16 protein-coding genes are annotated in these 17,530 nt (G+C 70.6%); 7 read left to right on the top strand and 9 right to left on the bottom strand.

The window, feature by feature from the left end; all coding sequences use genetic code 11:
- Position 1: 1 nt before the first annotated feature.
- Together ASD62_RS08870 and ASD62_RS08865 are read right to left on the bottom strand one after the other, a co-directional pair.
- Positions 2-1,027 (bottom strand): ATP-binding cassette domain-containing protein, encoded by a 1,026-nt coding sequence (locus tag ASD62_RS08870; RefSeq protein WP_056915646.1) that lies wholly within the window; start codon positions 1,025-1,027, stop codon positions 2-4.
- Between the two features lie 193 nt (positions 1,028-1,220).
- Positions 1,221-1,868 carry a PadR family transcriptional regulator gene (locus ASD62_RS08865; protein ID WP_056915645.1) on the bottom strand — a complete coding sequence of 216 codons (648 nt, stop codon included), beginning with the start codon at positions 1,866-1,868 and terminating at the stop codon, positions 1,221-1,223.
- 33 nt (positions 1,869-1,901) lie between these two features.
- On the opposite strand from ASD62_RS08865, the gene ASD62_RS08860 reads away from it, so the two are divergent.
- Positions 1,902-2,729 carry an Fpg/Nei family DNA glycosylase gene (locus tag ASD62_RS08860; protein WP_056915644.1) on the top strand — a complete coding sequence of 276 codons (828 nt, stop codon included), beginning with the start codon at positions 1,902-1,904 and terminating at the stop codon, positions 2,727-2,729.
- 12 nt (positions 2,730-2,741) lie between these two features.
- Here ASD62_RS08860 and ASD62_RS08855 read toward each other — a convergent pair whose 3' ends face one another.
- Complete coding sequence (locus ASD62_RS08855; RefSeq protein WP_056915643.1) at positions 2,742-3,275, bottom strand: hypothetical protein; 534 nt, start codon at positions 3,273-3,275, stop codon at positions 2,742-2,744.
- A gap of 31 nt (positions 3,276-3,306) precedes the next feature.
- On the opposite strand from ASD62_RS08855, the gene ASD62_RS20660 reads away from it, so the two are divergent.
- On the top strand, positions 3,307-3,945 hold the full coding sequence (locus tag ASD62_RS20660) for an ABATE domain-containing protein (protein WP_082580650.1): 639 nt from the start codon (positions 3,307-3,309) through the stop codon (positions 3,943-3,945).
- Positions 3,946-4,231: 286 nt separating this feature from the next.
- Complete coding sequence (locus tag ASD62_RS08845) at positions 4,232-5,329, top strand: S1C family serine protease (RefSeq protein WP_056915641.1); 1,098 nt, start codon at positions 4,232-4,234, stop codon at positions 5,327-5,329.
- A gap of 6 nt (positions 5,330-5,335) precedes the next feature.
- Here the strand turns inward: ASD62_RS08845 and ASD62_RS08840 are convergent, their stop codons facing one another.
- Genes ASD62_RS08840 through ASD62_RS08820 form a run of 5 tightly spaced genes read right to left on the bottom strand, consistent with a single transcriptional unit; the run spans position 5,336 to position 10,372 of the window.
- On the bottom strand, positions 5,336-6,451 hold the full coding sequence (locus tag ASD62_RS08840) for a VWA domain-containing protein (protein ID WP_056915640.1): 1,116 nt from the start codon (positions 6,449-6,451) through the stop codon (positions 5,336-5,338).
- On the bottom strand, positions 6,452-7,495 hold the full coding sequence (locus ASD62_RS08835) for a VWA domain-containing protein (RefSeq protein WP_056915639.1): 1,044 nt from the start codon (positions 7,493-7,495) through the stop codon (positions 6,452-6,454).
- The gene (locus ASD62_RS08830) at positions 7,492-8,478 is read right to left on the bottom strand and encodes a DUF58 domain-containing protein (RefSeq protein WP_235530671.1); all 987 of its coding nucleotides are present in this window, start codon (positions 8,476-8,478) and stop codon (positions 7,492-7,494) included. The genes ASD62_RS08835 and ASD62_RS08830 overlap by 4 nt, the downstream gene beginning before the upstream one ends.
- Complete coding sequence (locus ASD62_RS08825; RefSeq protein WP_056915638.1) at positions 8,457-9,494, bottom strand: MoxR family ATPase; 1,038 nt, start codon at positions 9,492-9,494, stop codon at positions 8,457-8,459. Before ASD62_RS08825 ends, ASD62_RS08830 begins: the two co-directional genes overlap by 22 nt.
- 14 nt (positions 9,495-9,508) lie before the next feature.
- On the bottom strand, positions 9,509-10,372 hold the full coding sequence (locus tag ASD62_RS08820; RefSeq protein ID WP_235530670.1) for a S1C family serine protease: 864 nt from the start codon (positions 10,370-10,372) through the stop codon (positions 9,509-9,511).
- A 127-nt stretch (positions 10,373-10,499) separates the two neighbouring features.
- On the opposite strand from ASD62_RS08820, the gene paaK reads away from it, so the two are divergent.
- The 3 genes from paaK to ASD62_RS08805 all read left to right on the top strand — a co-directional run bounded on the left by paaK (position 10,500) and on the right by ASD62_RS08805 (position 15,157).
- On the top strand, positions 10,500-11,777 hold the full coding sequence (paaK, locus tag ASD62_RS08815) for a phenylacetate--CoA ligase PaaK (RefSeq protein ID WP_056915637.1): 1,278 nt from the start codon (positions 10,500-10,502) through the stop codon (positions 11,775-11,777).
- Between the two features lie 65 nt (positions 11,778-11,842).
- A complete protein-coding gene (locus tag ASD62_RS08810) occupies positions 11,843-12,358 on the top strand; it encodes a hypothetical protein (protein WP_056915636.1) in 516 nt (171 codons plus the stop codon).
- Between the two features lie 285 nt (positions 12,359-12,643).
- A complete protein-coding gene (locus tag ASD62_RS08805; RefSeq protein WP_056915635.1) occupies positions 12,644-15,157 on the top strand; it encodes an ATP-dependent Clp protease ATP-binding subunit in 2,514 nt (837 codons plus the stop codon).
- Between the two features lie 98 nt (positions 15,158-15,255).
- On the opposite strand, the gene ASD62_RS08800 is transcribed toward ASD62_RS08805, so the two are convergent.
- On the bottom strand, positions 15,256-15,969 hold the full coding sequence (locus ASD62_RS08800) for a DUF305 domain-containing protein (protein ID WP_056915634.1): 714 nt from the start codon (positions 15,967-15,969) through the stop codon (positions 15,256-15,258).
- Between the two features lie 148 nt (positions 15,970-16,117).
- Here ASD62_RS08800 and ASD62_RS08795 point away from each other — a divergent pair, with 148 nt between their 5' ends.
- Positions 16,118-17,482, top strand: a complete 1,365-nt coding sequence (locus ASD62_RS08795; protein ID WP_056915633.1) for an LVIVD repeat-containing protein — start codon at positions 16,118-16,120, stop codon at positions 17,480-17,482.
- Positions 17,483-17,530 lie beyond the last annotated feature (48 nt).

The raw sequence follows: 17,530 nt of genomic DNA, 5'->3' as shown, positions 1-17,530 counted from the left end.
GTCAGTTCTCCTTCGTCGTGGCGCCGGGTGCTCCGGCGGGACTGGTGTCGGCGGCGTCGCGCAGCGACCGTCCGGTCAGGGTGAGGAACACGTCGTCCAGGGTCGGGCGGTGCACCTCGATGGACTCCAGCGAGATGTCGGCGTCGTGCAGGTCGCGCAGCAGGCCGGGGACGGCCTTGCCGGCGCGCTGGACCCGTCCGCGGACGTGGTTGCCCTCGATCTCGACGCCCTGCAGCCCGTGCCGGGGTGCCTCGGCGATGGAGTCGAGGCGTTGGGCCGCCGCGGTGACCAGTTCGGCGTCGGAGACCTCGAGGTCGACCAGGTCACCGGCCACCTGGGCCTTGAGGTTGTCGGAGGTGTCGGCCGCCACGATCCTGCCGTGGTCGATGATGATGATCCGGTCGCTCAGGGCGTCGGCCTCGTCGAGGTAGTGCGTGGTGAGGAACACCGTGGCCCCTCGGCGGCGACGCAGGTCGGCGATGTGCTCCCAGAGGTTGGCCCGCGCCTGGGGGTCCAGGCCCGTGGTGGGCTCGTCGAGGAAGACGAGCGTGGGCTCGTGGATCAGGCCCATGACGATGTCGAGCCGCCGTCGCTGCCCGCCGGACATGTTCTTGGGCATCCGGGTCCACAGGCCGTCGAGGTCGAGCTGGGTGAACAGCTCCTTGCCCCGCCGCTCGGCCTCGGCGCCCCTCATCCCGTAGAGCATCCCGTGGTCGACGACCTCGTCGCCCGCGCGTGCGCCGCTGAAGGCGCCGCCTGCCTGCGAGACGTAGCCGATGCTGCGGCGCACCTGTTCGGAGTCCTTGACGACGTCGTACCCCGCGACCGTCGCCGTGCCCTCGGTCGGGCGCAGCAGCGTGGTCAGCATGCGCAGCGTCGTGGTCTTGCCGGCGCCGTTCGGACCGAGGAAGCCGACGACCTCCCCCTCCGCGACGTCGAGGTCGACGCCGTCGACGGCGCGCACCTCGGTCTTCTTCTTGCCCTCCCGTGTCTGGAAGGTCTGCACGAGCCCCCGTGCGTGGATCATCTGCCGCTCCCTTGATCTGTCGGCCGCGTGGGTCGGTGGTCCCGCGCGACCTGACCAGTGTTCAACATTGAATAGTGCCCGTCAACAGCGCTGCCCGCCCGGATCGCAGGACGACCCGACCGCATGCGCCGCAACGTAGACCCCGGCACCGACAGGAACTCATCGCTGACGGGTGGGCAGAGAGGGTGGAGGCCTACTCGGCCAGCATCGCCCGGTAGCGCTCGCGGTCGGCCTGCATCTGCCAGCCGGGGTCGTCAGCGGCGGGCTGCCACCCCATCGGCTCCCCGGCATACGCGAAGTCGCCGGCCCGCACCCTCCGGACGGTCTCGTCCAACCAGTCGTGCTGCGTGGCCGCGAGGCGGCTCCAGAGGTCCACCAGGGCGACGACGTGCGGTGGCAGGGAGTCGTCCGCTGCGGCCTGCGCGGCGTCGGCGGCCATCTTCTCGCGCATCGCGCCCAGGGTCGCGAGCCGCTTCTCGAGGTGGCCCAGGACGACTGGGCGGGGGACGAGCACGCTCATGCTCAGCGCGGTCTGGAGGCCGATCGAGTCGTAGGCGTCGACCGTCTCCAGGGCCTCCCCGAAGAGGCGGTCCAGCTCGGCGCGACCGGCCGGCGACACCGTGTAGACGGCGACGGTGCGCCCGCCGTCGACGAGGTCGTGGCGGACGAGGTGCTGCTGCTTGGTCAGGGTGGTGAGGGCGGAGTAGATGGAGCCGGGGTTGATGTGCGCCCACTGCTCGACGTCCCACGACAGCAGCTCGCGGCGGATCTGGTAGCCGTTGACCGGCTCGAAGAGGGCGACGGCGCCGAGCACCAGAAGCCGGGTCTGGGTGGCTGCCATGCCCGCAGTGTAGGAGTGCCGCATGATGGCTCCATGCCCGAAGGCCACACCCTGTACCGCCTCGCCCGAGACCTCGACGCCGCATACAGGGGAACGCAGCCCGAGGCGAGCAGCCCGCAGGGCAAGTTCGCCGCCGGTGCCGCCCTGCTGTCGGGCCGCACCTTCGTCCACGCGACCTCGTGGGGCAAGCACCTGTTCGTCGAGTTCGACGGTGACGCCTGGTTGCACGTCCACCTCGGGCTGATCGGGACGTTCACGATCGACGAGCACGCCTACATCGGGGAGGTGCCGGTGGTCGGCCAGGTGCGCCTGCGCCTCGCGAACGACGCGCACGTCGCCGACCTGCGCGGCCCCAACCTGTGTGCCGTGATCACGCCGGAGCAGGTCGAGTCGGTCACGGCCCGGCTCGGGCCGGACCCGTTGCGACCCGAGCCCGACCCGGAGCTGGCCTGGCGCAAGATCTCGCGCAGCGCCCGGTCGGTGGCCGAGCTGCTCATGGACCAGTCGGTGCTGGCCGGGGTCGGCAACGTATACCGCAGCGAGGTCCTCTTCCGGCAGCGCATCGACCCCTTCCGGCCCGGGAAGGAGCTGCGCCGCTCGAGCTGGGACGCCATCTGGCTCGACCTGGTCGACCTGCTGCCGCTGGGGGTGGCGACGGGGAAGATCGTCACGGTCGCGGAACAGGTCGAGCAGGTGCGCGCCGAGGTGGCAGCCGGCCGGGTCGACCCGCTCCAGACCCGGACCTCCTACGTGTACAAGCGGCAGGGTGAGCCGTGCCTGGTGTGCGGGTCGCGCATCCGGACCCGTGAGGTGGCGGGCCGCAACCTGTTCTGGTGCGGTCGCTGCCAGCGCCGCCGCTGACCCTGCTCCGCGTCAGTCGAGGGCGTCGCAGACGTTCTCGGCGCTGCCGTGCCGGCCGAGGGTGAAGCTGCGCGTCCCGTCGGCGGCGAAGGTCACCCGGGTTCCCTTGCCCGACAGCACGAACAGCCCGGTCGCCGGGGTGCTCCCGGCAGGCAGCGTCGCCCCGAACGGCCCCTTGAGCGACGTGAGCGACGCGGGCGACCCGTCCGGGTTGTAGGCGAACACCGCCGTGGCGCTGAGGTCCCGGACGACCGATGCCCCGGTCGACAGGTTCGTGTAGCGCTCGACGAGGGTGCCGCGGAACAGCTGCTCCCTGGGCGTGCCGTCGGGGTATGTCGCCGTGGTGCGGTACTCCTCGTCGTCCTCGACGACGGAGATCCGCACGTCGAACGCGCACGTCGAGCGAGCTGCCGTGACGGTCACGTCGCTGGACCGGTATGGGGTCCAAGGACTTGCGGCCCCGCCCGCGGCAGCCGGGGTGCTCCCGGACCCGAGGACGGCGGTGGTCGCCAGCAGGGCGGCGGGGGTTGCGGCGAGTCGTCGCATGATCGTCTCCTAACCAGATAACATGCTTTGAATGGTTAGCAGTCAAGCGGTGACCTCCGCCGAGGTCAAGGGCGGCCACTGGTTCGTGGTGGACGGACTCGCCCTGCCCCGGGCCGTCGGCGGACACCCCGGGCTCGACTTCGTCAACACGCTGGCCGGGTGGGCGGAGGCCGAGCCCAGCGACTACCTGAAGACCTACGACCACCTCGCCGTCTGGGCGTCGGTGTCAGGGCTCCTCGAGGCGGACGCGGCTGCGGCGCTGCGTCGTCGGGCGGCCAGCCGGAAGGCCGAGGGCGACGCGATCCTCAAGGACGCCAAGCGATTTCGCGCCGACCTGCGCGCACTGGTCCTCGACCCGGCGGACAGTCGTGCTCTGCGCCGTGTCAACGGCGTGGTCAGCAGGGCCGCCACCCGGGCCGAGCTGGTTCCCGGCCCGGGACCGGCACCACGGTGGTCCGTCGGGGGCGGGCTCGAGCGCCCCCTCTTGGCGGTCGCGTGGACCGCGTCGGAGCTCCTGACCCAGGAGGACCTGTCAGCCGTCGGCGCCTGCCCGGGGGACGGTTGTGGATGGGTCTTCCTCGACCCGAGGGGTCGTCGGCGGTGGTGCAGCATGCAGTGGTGCGGCAACCGCTCCAAGGTCCGCGCCCACGCCGAACGCCACCGCGCCTGAGCCCCCACTCGGCCTGCCCGGCGCGCGAACCACCCGTAATCGCCGGAAAGCCGCCAGATGTGGGTGTTCAGGACCCCATCACAGGAGTACAAGGGACACACGGCGTCATTGGGGAGGCACCATGCAGGGCACACGAGTCCGTGGTCGGGTGGCGGTGACAGGGCTGCTGGCCGTCACCGTCGCGGCGTGTTCTGGGGCGCCGGTCGACCCGGGGCCAGCCACCTCGGCAGGATCCACGACCACGACAGCGCCGACCACCACGACGGTGCCAACCACCACCACACCGGTGTCCACGCCCACGTCCACGACCAGCGCCGAGAGTGCCGGCCCCGTCGACTGGGCGAAGCTCGTCGCCGATGCCCGGCCCGGCGTGGTCCGGCTCGAGGTCGCCTCGTGCGATGCGCGGTGGATGGGGACCGGCTTCGTGGTCGGGCCGCACCAGATCATGACGGCGGCCCACGTGGCGATCGACGCGCAGACCGTCAGCGTGCAGGGCGACGGCTTCAACACGACCGCCGACGTGGTGGGCCTGGACCGCGGTTCGGACTCAGCCCTCCTCTGGTCGCCCGAGGACCTCCAGCATCCGCTGAAGCTCGCACCGGTCGCGCCGCAGCTGGCCGCCCCGGTCGCGTTGCTGGGATTTCCGCAGGCCGTGAGCGACCTGCGCGTCACGCAAGGGATCGTCAGCGGGCTGCAGGCGTCAGCCGACTACTCCGACGTCGACATCCACCTGGCCGGACTCATCGCCACCGATGCCGCGATCAACGGCGGCAACAGTGGCGGTCCGGCGCTGGGCCGTGACGGGTCTGTCATCGGCCTCGTCACCGGCAAGCAGGTCTGGAACGTCGAGGACGATCCCGTTGAGGGCACCGGGTTCCTGGTGCCCGCGGCGCAGCTCGCCCCCCACCTGCGCGAATGGCGTGACCTGACGCCCCCGGACGGTGGACGCGGATGTGACGGTGACAACCAGGCCCCCGAGGCGCAGGGCTCCATCCTCGAGGTCGAGGTGGTGCCCGACTCCGCCGAGGCCGGGGATGTCGCGCGCTCCCTCGTGCTGCACGGCGAGAGCATCAACCACGGCGACTACGAGATTGCCTGGGGGCTGTTCACCCCCCGCCTGAAGCGTGACCTCGGAAGCCTGAGCACCTGGGAGTCCGGGCTGGGGTCGTCGTACTGGACCAACCTGACCGTGGGATCGGTCGAGGTCTCCGGTGACGAAGCCGTCGTCGAAGCAGCCCTGCGGACCGAGCAGGATGCCAAGGACGGGTACCGCGGCCAGACCTGCTCGATCTACTCGCTCACCTACTCGATGAAAAGGGACGGAGCGGCCTGGCTGATCGACCACGCGAAGAATGCCCAGGGTTCCCCACGCGCCTGCCCCTGACGTCGGTCAGCTGGGGTTGGACCGCCAGCGGCTGCCGAGCCACAGACCGCCGAGCAGCAGCACCGCGGCCATCGCCGCGAACGCGACGCTCACGTCGACCGACTGCTCCTGGGTGACCACGTGCTTGGGCAGGTCCGCCAGCACCCCCTGGAGCTGGTCCGCGTCGCTGGCGGTGAAGTACTCGCCGCCCGTCGTCGAGGCCACGGCGCGCAGGGCGTCCTCGTCGACGACGAGGAAGTTGCGCCCTCCGGGACCGATGCCGCTCAGCCCCTGTCCGGGCCCGTCGTACAGCCCGCCACCGAGCTGTTCGCGGGTGCAGACCATCTGCGTGGGCTCGGTCGTGCCGAACCCGATGGGGTAGACGCGCACCCCGCGGGCGGCGGCCTGGGCCGCTGCCTCCTCGGGGGTGACCCCGCGGGTGTTCGCCCCGTCGGTGAGCAGCACGACGATCTCGGGCGCGGTCTGCGCCGCCTTCGGGGTGGGGGTCGTCGGGTTGCCGGGGGTCCCGGGCTGTCCGGGCAGCCCGCCCGGAACCCCCGGCACCTGGCCGCCCGCGCTGGTGTCTGCGGGGGCGACCTGGGGGTTGATCTCGGCGATGGCGTCGATGGACTTCAGGATGGCGGCGCCGATGGTGGTGCCGCGTCCGGTGGTGAGGCCGTCGACGGCCTTCGTGAGCTGGTCGTGGTCGGTCGTCGGTGCGACCGCGACCTGCGCGAACCCCGAGAACACCACGAGCCCGATCCGGGTGCGGTCGTCCTGCTTGTCGATGAAGGAGCGCACCGCGTCCTGGGCTGCCGCCAGCCGGTTGGGGGTGACGTCGGTGGCGCACATCGACCCTGACACGTCCACGGCGAGGATCACCGCGGAGGAGGAGATGGGCACCTCGGCGCGCACCTGCGGCCGGGCGGCGGCCGTGCCGAGGGCCGCGAGCGCGGCGAGGACGAGGGCGATGGGCACGTGCCGACGCCACATCCGCTGCCTGGGCAGCGCCGCGCGGATCAGCGCGACGCTCGAGAAGGCGACCGCCTGCCGACGACGCCGGCGCAGCTGCCACAGGTAGAGGCCGACGAGCAGCGGCACGGTCACGAGCGCGACGAGTGCGTAGGGGATCGCGAACGACATCTAGACCACCCGTCCTGAACGGAGCACCGACACGGCCGCGCCGAGCAGCAGCAGGATCGCCGCCGCCGTGGCGAACCACGACGTCACCTCGCGCTCCTGGGTGCGCGCGGTCCACGCCAGGTCGATGGAGCTGTAGACCTTCGAGAGGGAGGCGGCGTCGGCGGCGGCGTAGTAGGCGCCGTCCGTGGTCTCGGAGATCTTGCGCAGCGATGCCTCGTCCAGCGCCGTGGAGATCTGGAACCCGTCCACCTGCAGGACCGTGCCCCGGGTGCTGCCCACGCCGATCGTGTAGATCTTCACGCCGGCGCTCGAGGCGAGGTCGGCGATCTCGAGGGGGTCGGGATCGGTGGTGTTCTCGCCGTCCGAGAGCAGCACGATGGCCGCGGAGCCGTAGTAGCCGATGTCGGCGTCGTCCCCGGCTCCGGGCGTGGCCCCCACCTCGATCGGCTTGCCTGCGATGGCGCTGAGCGAGGACACGATGCCCCGGCCCACCGCGGTGGCGCCCTGCGGCGTGAGGCGGTCGATCGCCGCGAGCACCTCGGTGCGGTCCTCGGTCGGCTGCTGGGAGACCAGGGCGCTGTCGCCGAAGGCGACCACCCCGATGCGGATCGTCGACGGCTGGCGCTCGACGAACTTCCGCGCGGCGGCCTTGGCGGCGTCGAGCCGGGTGGGGGAGATGTCCTTGGCCGCCATGCTGGTCGAGATGTCGAAGGCCAGCATGACCGTCCCCTCCCGCCGGGGCTCGGCCACGGTGGCGGTGGGCCGGGCCAGCGAGACCAGCAGGACCGTGAGCGCTGCCAGCATGAGGGCCGGGGCCAGGTGCCGCCGGCGGTCGCGGCGCCGCGCCGGGGGACCGGCTGCGCCCCATACCTGTCCCGGCCCGGCTGCGCCGGCCTCGGTCGGTATGCCGCCCACGGGCACCAGCCCCATCGCGGCCAGCTCGTCGCGCCGTGCGTCCTGACGGCGCTGCTGCGCCCGGTAGGCGACCACGAGCGCGGGCACCGCGAACAGGCCCAGCAGCATCCACGGCCAGGTGAAGCTCATCGGCCCTGGCTCCTGCGCAGGGCGGAGATCCGGGCCAGGGCCCGGACCAGGTCGTCGTCGGTGGCGACGGTGTGGATCAGGGTGCCGGCCTTTCGGGCGGCGGCCTGGAGGGACTCCTGGCGTTCTGCGGCCAGGACCCCCAGGCGCTCGCGGAAGACCGGGTCGTCGGTGTCGACGAAGATCTGCTCTCCCGTCTCGGAGTCCTCGACGTAGACCATCCCCACCGCCGGCAGCTCGGACTCGCGCGGGTCGACGACCTGGATGGCGACGACGTCGTGCCCTCGGGCCAGCAGCGACAGGTGCTTCTCCCACCCCGGCTGGGTGATGAAGTCGGAGACGATGACCAGCAGCGAACGTCGACGCGCCAGGCCGAGGGCGGCGCGCAGCAGCACCGACAGGTCGGTGGTCCCGGGGGTGGCCGGTTCCTCGGTGTGGGACCGGCCCCAGCGGCGGCCGGTGCGACCGGTGCGTGAGACGGGGGCAGCCGGCGGTGGGCGCAGCAGGGCCTGGGCGATCCGCAGGACCTGGTTGCGTCCCTGGCCGGGAGGGATGGTCTCGATGGTGCCGTCGAACAGGGCCGCGCCGATCCGGTTGCCGCCGCGGGACAGGACGTGGGCCAGGGTGGTGGCGACCTCGGCCAGCACGAGCGACTTCTGCCGGTCGACGGGGCCGAACCCCATGGACGCGGTGCGGTCGAGCAGCAGCCAGCAGGTGACCTCGCGGTCCTCGATGTACTCGCGCACGTACGGGGTGTCCATCCGCGCGGTGACGTTCCAGTCGATGTGGCGCAGGTCGTCGCCGGGGGCGTACTCCCGAAGATCGGTGAAGTCGACACCGGACCCGCGGAACAGCGTGCGGTAGTCGCCCTGCAACCGGCCGTCGAGCCGGCGGATGACGCGCCACTCCAACCGCCGCAGCAGTCGCTCGGCGGTGAGCGGGGAGGCCGTGCCCCCCGGCTCGGTCAGCGTGGCCCGGCGGTCCACGGTGCCTCGGTCTGCTGGGGGCGGCGGTCCCGGAGCGGGACGTCGGGCATGGAGACGGCGCGCAGGATGGGCTCGAGCAGGTCGTCCGGTCCGATGCCCTCGGCCAGGGCCTCGTAGGACAGGACGAGGCGGTGCCGCATCACGTCGAACGCGAGGTCGCGCACGTCCTGGGGTCGGGCGAAGTCGCGACCACGCAGGAACGACAACGCCTTGCCCGCGAGGACGAGGTTGATGGATGCGCGCGGGCTGGCCCCGAACGACAGGTACCTGGCCAGCTCGGGCAGCCCGACCGACGCCGGGTTGCGGGTCGCGCCGACGAGCCGCACCGCGTACTCGATGACCGCGGGGTCGACGTAGACCGCGTCTGCCTGCTGCTGGTACTCCACGAGCCGCTCCGGGTCCAGGACCCGCTGGGTCGGTTCGAGCCGCGTGGTCATCCGCTCGACGACGACGAACTCCTCCGAGGGCGTGGGGTACCCGATGACCGTCTTGAGCATGAACCGGTCGACCTGCGCCTCCGGCAACGCGTAGGTGCCCTCGGACTCGATGGGGTTCTGGGTCGCCATGACCAGGAAGGGGTTCGGGGCCTTGAAGGTCTCGCGGCCGATCGTCACCTGGCGTTCCTGCATCACCTCGAGCAGCGCGCTCTGGACCTTCGCCGGCGCGCGGTTGATCTCGTCGGCGAGGACGAGGTTGGCGAAGACCGGTCCGAGGGAGACCTGGAACTCGCCCTCCTTCTGGTTGTAGATCCGCGTGCCGATGACGTCGGCCGGCACGAGGTCGGGGGTGAACTGGATCCGCTGGAACTCCCCACCGATCGCCTCCGCCAGCGTCTTGACCGCCATCGTCTTGGCCAGCCCGGGGACGCCCTCGACGAGGAGGTGTCCACGCGCGAGGAGGGCGACGAGCATCCGCTCCACCAGCAGGTCCTGCCCGACGATGGTCTTCTTCACCTCGTAGAGCGCCTGCTCCAGCGGGTGCTGCGGGCGACCGGGCTGCGGGCGGTGCGGGTCCATGGGCTCTCCTGGGTTCACTGCGGCGGGCTGCCGGCGACGCCGCCGGCCGTGGCGATGGGAACGGCGAATCCGATGCCCACGAAGAAGTTCTGCTCGGACGGGTTGGCCAGCCCGGTGACGATGCCGATGACCTGTCCGTCGCGGTTGAGCAGCGGGCCACCGGAGTTGCCCGGGTTCACCGCGGCGTCGAACTGGATCAACCCCTTGAGGGTCTGTCCGGAGCCGACGCTGATCGAGCGGTCCAGCGCCGACACGAGGCCGCCGCTCAGGGACTGGGTGAGGCCGAGGGGGTGGCCGAGGGGGAAGACCTCGTCGCCGACCTGCGCACCCCCGCCCAGGACGGCGGGGACCACGACCTGGGGCAGCGTGTCCGGCGTCAGGACGGCGGTGTCGCTGGCCGCTTCCTGCTCCTTGATCGAGGCGCTGGCCCGGGTGCCGTCGGTGAACTGAACGCGGATGGTGTCCGCACCGTCGACGACGTGCAGGGCGGTGAGGATGGTGCCCTCGGCGCTGACCACCACCCCTGCTCCCGTGCCGTTCTGGGATCCCTTGGCACCCACACCCGTGGTGGTGATGGTGACCAGCGAGGGCAGGGCGGCCCGGTAGGCCGTCGCCGCGTCGGTGGGGGCCTTGCGGGCGTTCTCCTGCGCGTCGGCGATGCCCTTCTCGACCTGCTTCTGGACGTCTGCCTGCGTCAGGGGAGGGACGTCCGGTCCGCGGGTGAGGGCGAAGCCCGTGCCGGCGGCCACGACCACGGCCAGCACCGCGGCGAGGACGATCCAGCGGCGGGCCGGACGGGACCGGCCGGCAGGCGGAGCCACGTCGCTCACCGGTCCCGAGGGGGTGTCGACGACCAGCGGCGACTGCACCCGGTCCACCTTGGCGAGCGTACGTCCGATCCCCGGTGGGCGACACCGGCATCCGGCATTCACGGGAAACTCTCAGGTTCGGGGGCCGTGGGCCGCGGCACGCCACTGCGCGGGTGGCAGTGCGAGGATCGCTGCCATGGACAACGTCGTCTCGTCGGTGGAGGAGCTGCGCGCCCAGCAGCTGGAACGGCTGCGCTGGAGCCTGCGTCACGCCTATGACCACGTCCCGCACTACCGCGGGGCCTTCGACGCCGCCGGGGTGCACCCCGACGACGTCCACGAGCTCGCCGACCTCTCCCGCTTCCCGTTCACGGCCAAGGCCGACCTGCGCGACAACTACCCCTTCGGCATGTTCGCGGTGCCGCGGGAGCAGGTCTCGCGCATCCACGCCTCGAGCGGCACGACGGGCAAGCCCACCGTCGTCGGCTACACCCGCGAGGACATCGACACCTGGGCCGAGGTGATGGCCCGCTCGATCGAGGCCGCCGGCGGCCGTCCGGGCGACATGGTCCACATCGCCTACGGCTACGGCCTGTTCACCGGTGGCATCGGTGCGCACTACGGCGCCGAGCGGCTCGGCTGCACCGTCGTGCCGGTCAGCGGCGGCATGACCGAGCGCCAGGTCCAGCTCATCCAGGACTTCCGGCCCCGCATCATCATGGTCACGCCCTCCTACTTCCTCGCGATCCTCGACGAGATGGAGGCCCAGGGCATCGACCCGAAGGACACCTCGCTGGAGATCGGCATCTTCGGCGCCGAACCCTGGACGGAGCAGATGCGCGAGGAGGTCCAGCGCCGCAGCAACCTCCGGGCGGTCGACATCTACGGGCTGTCCGAGGTCATGGGCCCGGGCGTCTCGCAGGAGTCGGGGCAGACGCAGGACGGGCTGCACGTCTGGGAGGACCACTTCTACCCCGAGGTCGTCGACCCGATCACGGGCGAGGTGCTCCCGGACGGCGAGGAGGGTGAGCTCGTCTTCACGTCGTTGACCAAGCAGGCGATGCCGGTGGTCCGCTACCGCACCCGCGACCTCACCACCCTCCTGCCCGGCACGGCCTATCCGCAGTTCCGCAGGATGGCCAAGATCACCGGGCGCAGCGACGACATGATGATCGTCCGCGGGGTCAACGTCTTCCCGTCGCAGATCGAGGAGCACCTGCTCGCCATCGAGGGGCTGACCCCCCACTACCTGTGCGTGCTCACCAGGCCCGGACGCATGGACGAGCTGACCGTCCAGGTGGAGTCGGCGCACCCGACCGACGAGGCCGCCCGCGCGGCGATGGCCTCCGCACTGCGTTCGCGCGTGAAGGACCACGTCGGCGTGACGATCGCCGTCGAGGTGCTCGCGCCCCACGCGCTCGAGCGCTCCCTGGGCAAGGCCAAGCGGATCAGCGACCGTCGCGACCTGCGCTGAGCCGACCCGTTCGCCCTGAGCGGACACCTCTGGTGGCGTGGTTGTAACGGTGTAATCATCATTACATGACTACCAAGACCACAGCAGAAGCATGGCTTGCCGGTCGGCTCCCCGCCGACTGGTTCACCGGGCCCGTCGAGGTCACCCGTGACCGCGACGAGCTCGTCATCGTCGGCACCCTGGCCGAGCCCGCCCTCGAGACGGACGCCGACGACACCACCGCCCGCGAGATCGCCGCGCGCGGCCGCATCACCTCCTTCCGGGAGGACACCCGCGAACGCCGCATCGAGATCGCCCGCGAGCTCGAGCACCTCTCCGGCCGCAAGGTCTCCTGGGGCGTTCGGGTCGGCGACACCGAGGCGATGTTCACCCACCTCGCGGCTCCGGTGATGACGCGGCTGCGCCAGCCGGAGCGCCGGGTCCTCGACACGCTCGTCGAGGCCGGCGTCGCCAAGTCGCGCTCCGAGGCCCTCGCCTGGTGCGTCCGCCTGGTCGGGGAGAAGTCCGACAGCTGGCTCGCCGAGCTGCGGACCGCGATGGAGCACGTGGACGAGGTCCGGAAGAAGGGTCCGGGGGCCTGATCACCCACCACCCGGGAGGTATGGCGCGGGGCCGGCCGCGCGCCATACCCAGCCCGGAAGGGCCCGAGGGGGCCTCGACCACGCCCGGAGTCCGTCCGCCCACGGCGAACATGAGCCGACCCGGCTCAGGGTGGGGAACAGGCGGCCACGCACGGGCGTTCCCCGAACAAGCACCACGAGCAGGCTGGAACCGTCCCGATCAGGTATCGGTCGGCGGAAGGCGCGCGCGGGGCGCGTGTCGCACGGATAGCATCGAGGATGACTCGATAGGCAGGAGCAGAAGAGATGTTTGAACGGTTCACCGACCGGGCCCGTCGGGTTGTGGTGCTCGCGCAGGAAGAGGCGCGCATGCTCAACCACAACTACATCGGCACGGAGCACATCCTGCTCGGCCTCATCCACGAGGGTGAAGGCGTCGCCTCCAAGGCTCTGGAGAGCCTCGGTATCTCGTTGGAGTCGGTCCGCGAGCAGGTCCAGGAGATCATCGGCCAGGGCCAGCAGGCCCCGAGTGGACACATCCCCTTCACGCCGCGGGCGAAGAAGGTCCTCGAGCTCAGCCTCCGCGAGGCGCTGCAGCTCGGCCACAACTACATCGGCACCGAGCACATCCTGCTCGGGCTCATCCGCGAGGGTGAGGGCGTTGCCGCGCAGGTCCTCGTCAAGCTCGGGGCCGACCTCAACCGGGTGCGCCAGCAGGTCATCCAGCTGATCTCGGGCTACCAGGGCAAGGAGGGCCAGGCCACCGGCGTCGGTGGCGGCGTCCAGCAGGAGGGCACCCCCGCAGGGTCGCTCGTGCTCGACCAGTTCGGCCGCAACCTGACGATGGCTGCCCGGGAGGGCAAGCTCGACCCGGTCATCGGGCGCGAGAAGGAGATCGAGCGGGTCATGCAGGTGCTGTCCCGCCGCACCAAGAACAACCCGGTGCTCATCGGTGAGCCCGGCGTCGGCAAGACCGCCGTCGTCGAGGGCCTCGCCCAGGACATCGTCAAGGGCGAGGTGCCCGAGACCCTCAAGGACAAGCAGCTCTACACCCTCGACCTCGGCGCGCTCGTGGCCGGCAGCCGCTACCGCGGTGACTTCGAGGAGCGGCTGAAGAAGGTCCTCAAGGAGATCCGCACCCGCGGCGACATCATCCTGTTCATCGACGAGATCCACACCTTGGTGGGTGCGGGTGCCGCCGAGGGCGCGATCGACGCCGCCAGCATCCTCAAGCCGATGCTGGCCCGTGGCGAGCTCCAGACCATCGGGGCCACGACGCTCGACGAGTACCGCAAGCACATCGAGAAGGACTCGGCGCTCGAGCGTCGTTTCCAGCCGATCCAGGTCGCCGAGCCCACGCTCAGCCACGCGATCGAGATCCTCAAGGGCCTGCGCGACCGCTACGAGGCGCACCACCGCGTGTCCATCACGGACGCTGCGCTGGTCTCCGCGGCCAACCTCGCCGACCGCTACATCAACGACCGGTTCCTCCCGGACAAGGCGATCGACCTCATCGACGAGGCGGGCGCGCGGTTGCGCATCCGCCGGATGACCGCACCGCCGGACCTGCGCGAGTTCGACGACAAGATCGCCGCCGTGCGCCTGGAGAAGGAGTCGGCCATCGACGGCCAGGACTTCGAGAAGGCCGCCAGCCTGCGCGACGACGAGAAGAAGCTGCTCGCCCAGAAGGCCGAGCGCGAGTCGCAGTGGAAGTCCGGCGACATGGACGTCGTGGCCGAGGTCGACGAGGAGCTCATCGCCGAGGTCCTGGCTGCCAGCACCGGCATCCCGGTCTTCAAGCTCACCGAGGAGGAGTCCTCGCGACTGCTCCACATGGAGGACGAGCTGCACAAGCGCGTGGTCGGCATGGACGACGCCATCAAGGCGATGTCCCAGGCGATCCGGCGCACCCGCGCCGGTCTGAAGGACCCGCGTCGTCCCGGTGGCTCGTTCATCTTCGCCGGTCCGACCGGTGTCGGTAAGACCGAGCTGGCCAAGACGCTCGCCGAGTTCCTCTTCGGCGACGAGGACAGCCTGATCCAGCTCGACATGTCGGAGTTCTCCGAGAAGCACACCGTGTCGCGGCTGTTCGGTTCGCCTCCCGGCTACGTCGGCTACGAAGAGGGTGGGCAGCTCACCGAGAAGGTGCGCCGCAAGCCGTTCTCCGTGGTGCTGTTCGACGAGGTCGAGAAGGCCCACCCGGACATCTTCAACTCGCTGCTGCAGGTGCTCGAGGACGGCCGCCTCACCGACTCCCAGGGTCGGATGGTCGACTTCAAGAACACCGTCATCATCATGACGACCAACCTCGGCACGCGGGACATCTCGAAGGGTTCGCTGGGCTTCTCGGCGGGCGCGGAGACCCGCAGCGACTACGACCGGATGAAGAACAAGGTCACGGACGAGCTCAAGCAGCACTTCCGCCCCGAGTTCCTCAACCGCGTCGACGACATCATCGTCTTCCCCCAGCTCACGCAGGACGAGATCGTGCAGATCGTCGACCTCGAGATCGCCAAGCTGGACAAGCGCCTCAAGGACAAGGACATGGGCATCGAGCTCACGACCGAGGCCAAGAACGCGCTGGCGAAGAAGGGCTACGACCCCGTGCTCGGTGCGCGACCGCTGCGTCGCACCATCCAGCGCGAGATCGAGGACGTGCTGTCCGAGAAGATCCTCTACGGCGAGCTCAAGGCCGGCGAGCTGGTGCTCGTCAACGCCGAGGGCGAGGGCAAGGCGGCGACGTTCACCTTCGTCGGCACCCCGCACCCCAGCGGCATCGAGCTCCCGATCGTCGAGACCGTGGGCGACTCCTCGGAGTGACCACCGGTATGGCGCGCGGGTGACCTCGCGCCATACCCACCGCCAGAGGGCGGCACCCCCACGGGTGCCGCCCTCTCGTGCTGCCGGGTCCGGTCGGGTCAGGTGAGGCGGTCGAGCATCTCGCGCATGTAGCCGATCTGGACGGACTGGGTCACGTGGATCTCGTCGCCCAGCTGGGTGACCACGTCGTCGGTGCCGTCGCGGTGCTGCTGGACCACCATGGCGAGGGCGCCCTCGTGGTGCGCGGTCATGAGCCGCAGCCAGAGCGTGTCCGCCTCCGGGCCGCTCGCGTCGGCGAGCTGCGCGAGCTGGGCAGGGGTGGCCATGCCGGGCATGCCGCGGTGGTGCGAGGAGGCCGCGCCGGCCTCGGGATTGGCCGCCTGCGGGGGAACGGTCTGGTCCCTGTCCTCCAGCCACTTGGCCATCGCGTCGATCTCCGGGCGCTGCTCGTCGGCGATGCGCGCCGCGAGGGACTTCACCTGCATGTCGGCGAGGCGGTCCCTGACGAGGGAGACCATGACGATCGCCTGGGCGTGGTGGACGATCATGTCCTGCATGAAGCGGACGTCCGCCTCGAGGGGCTCGCCCCTGGTCGTGGGGAGGGCTGCCGACCCCGTGAGGGAGGCGTTGGGCTCGCCGGGGGATCCCGGCTGGAGCACCGGGGCGGTGGGGGACGTCGCGGTCGTGGTCGGCGGGGCCGGGTCCGGGGAGCACCCGGACACGAGCAGCGCCAACCCGACGGACAGCCCTGCGACGACACGGATGCCGGGCGTCCGGGCACGGCGAAGAGCCTCGTGGTGCTCGTTCCTCATCGCCTCACCCTAACCGGAATTTTTTACCGGAAGCAGGGCAAAGCACCCTTGAGATGCGCACCCGAACCCGGGCAGGGTGGACGGATCGTCATGATTCCGACGCTGAAGGGGCGCCGGAACGGACGCCTCTACGGCAGGAGCCTGCGAGATGAGAATGCGTCACACGGTGCTGGCCACCGCTGCCGCGCTCGCCCTCACGATCCCAGCGACTGCGGCCTACGCCGCGGACGGGGTCGGCAAGTCCGGCACCCAGCTGGGACCGGACGAGATCGGGCGCAGCGCCAACGTCGAACACCTGATCAACCTCCCGAGCAGCGGCCCCCTCGCGGGCGCGACCGGGACCGACATCGCCTTCCAGGACGACATGGCGTTCGTCGGCAACTACAACGGGTTCGTCATCTACGACGTGAAGAAGCCCGAGAAGCCCCGCATGGTCGCCCAGGTGAGCTGCCCGGGTTCCCAGAACGACGTCACGGTCTCGGGCAACCTGCTCTACCTGTCCACCGACTCCTCACGATCGGACGACTCGTGCACCTCGGTGCCGCAGTCCGCGACGATCAAGGAGTCGTGGGAGGGCATGAAGATCTTCGACATCTCGGACGTGCGCAACCCGAGGTACATCAAGTCGGTCGAGACGGCGTGCGGTTCGCACACGCACTCGCTCATCCCCGGCAAGAAGACCGACTACCTCTACGTCTCGAGCTACTCGCCCAGCGAGACCTTCCCGGACTGCAAGCCGCCGCACGACTCGATCTCGATCATCGCGGTGCCGAAGAAGGCGCCGACGAAGGCCGCGGTCGTGGCCGAGCCCAACCTGTTCCCCGACGGCGGCTACACCAACACCTCCGGTTGCCACGACATCACCGTCAACCCGGCCCGGGGCATCGCGGCCGGTGCCTGCATGGGTGACGGCATCATCATGGACATCACGAACCCGGTGGCGCCCAAGGTCATCGACCGCGTCAGGGACACGACGAACTTCGCCTTCTGGCACTCGGCGACGTTCAACAACGACGCCACCAAGGTCGTCTTCACCGACGAGCTCGGCGGCGGCGGTGCGGCCACCTGCAACGCGGCCATCGGCCCGAACCGTGGCGCGAACGGCATCTACGACCTGGGCAAGGACCGCACGCTGACGTTCCGCTCGTACTACAAGATCCCGCGGCACCAGTTCGACTCCGAGAACTGCGTGGCCCACAACGGCTCGCTCATCCCGGTCAAGGGCCGCGACGTCATGGTGCAGTCCTGGTACATGGGCGGCACGAGCTTCTGGGACTTCACCGACAGCTCGAACCCCAGGGAGATCGGGTACTTCGAGCGGGGCCCGGCCGGCCCGGCCGGTGGTGGGGGCGGCACGTGGTCCTCCTACTACTACAACGGCCACGTCTACTCCTCCGACCTCGGCAAGGGGTTCGACGTCCTGCGCATCACGGACAAGTCCCTGGGCAAGGCGGCCAAGGTCAAGATGGACCAGCTCAACGTCCAGACCCAGCCGATCTACAAGGTCAAGTAGCCCGGCCGCACGACCCCGCCGGCGCGCGCCCGGCGGACCGGGTGGCCC

This window comes from Phycicoccus sp. Root563 (genome assembly GCF_001427915.1).
Classification (GTDB): Bacteria; Actinomycetota; Actinomycetes; order Actinomycetales; family Dermatophilaceae; genus Pedococcus.
This window is presented reverse-complemented; position numbering and strand designations above follow the sequence as displayed.